2 protein-coding genes are annotated in these 1,383 nt (G+C 42.3%); both read left to right on the forward strand.

Annotated elements, in window-relative coordinates; all coding sequences use genetic code 11:
* Positions 1 to 100: 100 nt before the first annotated feature.
* Positions 101 to 367 (forward strand): hypothetical protein, encoded by a 267-nt coding sequence (locus T411_RS0115615; protein ID WP_000937852.1) that lies wholly within the window; start codon positions 101 to 103, stop codon positions 365 to 367.
* A 154-nt stretch (positions 368 to 521) separates the two neighbouring features.
* The gene (locus tag T411_RS0115620; RefSeq protein ID WP_000429495.1) at positions 522 to 1,121 is read left to right on the forward strand and encodes a DUF6338 family protein; all 600 of its coding nucleotides are present in this window, start codon (positions 522 to 524) and stop codon (positions 1,119 to 1,121) included.
* The last annotated feature ends 262 nt before the right edge of the window (positions 1,122 to 1,383 follow it).

Below are 1,383 nucleotides of genomic sequence, written 5' to 3' on the forward strand. Positions count from 1 at the left end.
GGCGTTAGGCGCTTTCTTGCTAATGTTAGATCAATCCCTTAGAACAACTTCTTGTAATGATTGATAATCAACTCAAATTTATCCTCAAGATGAGTTAAATATGTTGCCATCAAAAGAAGAACTTCTGGCCTTGCTTAGCAAAGAATGCGAATTATATGCATCTATCCCAGATAGTGAACAGCAGAAGAAACGTAATAAAAAGCATTTTATCAATGGTTTAATGACTGCCTGCCGAGTTGTAGGGATCAGTTTTGAAGAACTCAACACAATAATTGAACAGATGCCCAAGAAACCAATATTCAAAGACTTAGATGAGCAGTTGTCTGTCCCAACCTATGTTCGGAACAGGGTTGATATTAAGCTGTAAAAATTGGCTACGCGCCTAACAAACGCCTCAAGAGGGACTGTCAACGCGCGGCGTTTCCAGTCCCAATGAGCCGCAGTGGTTACGGTTGTTGTGTTTAAGTTTGGTGTCATGCGTTGCCAGCCCCTTAGGCGGGCGTTAGCCATTTGGGAGAACTATGGAAAATTTAACAAATGATGTAATTACAATTTTACAGTATCTGCTCCCGGGGTTTGTGTCTGCTTGGGTGTTTTATAGTTTGACCTCTTATCCCAAGCCATCACAATTTGAGCGTGTGGTACAGGCTCTGATTTTTACTATTTTTATACAAGCAATTGTTGTGGTGGTTGAGTTCTCAGTCCGTTGGTTGTGTGCTACGTATGAAATTACAGGAGTACCGGACAAGTTTGGGTTAGTTGGTTCTGTTGTGACAGCTATCTTACTTGGGGTTGCATTTGCAGGCTTTGCCAACAATGACCTATTGCATAAGTGTCTAAGAAGGTGTTTGATCACAAGAGAAACATCATATCCTTCGGAATGGTTTGGTGCCTTTTTACAGGACGTTACTTTTGTTGTCTTACACCTAAATGATGAACGAAGGTTATATGGCTGGCCAATTGAATGGCCTTCAGAACCACATAAAGGTCATTTTGTTATCGCAGACCCGTCTTGGCTCAACGATGATGGCACTGAGGCAGAAATAACAGGTGTATCTAAACTTGTTATTAGCGCTAGTGAAGTAAAATGGGTGGAATTTCTAGAGAAAAACTGGGAGTAGTTATATGTCAAAAAAAGGTTCAAACCCTCCACCACCAAGTGGAAGAACTGGTTGGACTACAGATGGTGCAAATCCAGCTAGAACACCTCAGAACGTAAGGCCTAGCCCACCACCTCCGCCGCCACCGAAAAAAAATGGCTAACAAAGCATTTAAGAGTGATTCCCAACGCTTGGCATTTTCAGTGCTAATCGTTGGGTTTTGTGTTTATGGTGGCATGGTTGAGTCTCGTGTTAGCGTTGCTCACACCTTAATGCGGCGTTA

The organism is Vibrio cholerae ATCC 14035 (assembly GCF_000621645.1).
Lineage (GTDB): Bacteria > Pseudomonadota > Gammaproteobacteria > Enterobacterales > Vibrionaceae > Vibrio > Vibrio cholerae.

Excerpts from the sequence above, each read along its gene's own strand:
- T411_RS0115615 (WP_000937852.1), top strand. The coding sequence starts at position 101 with ATGTTGCCATCAAAAGAAGAACTTCTGGCCTTGCTTAGCAAAGAATGC.
- T411_RS0115620 (WP_000429495.1), top strand. The coding sequence starts at position 522 with ATGGAAAATTTAACAAATGATGTAATTACAATTTTACAGTATCTGCTC.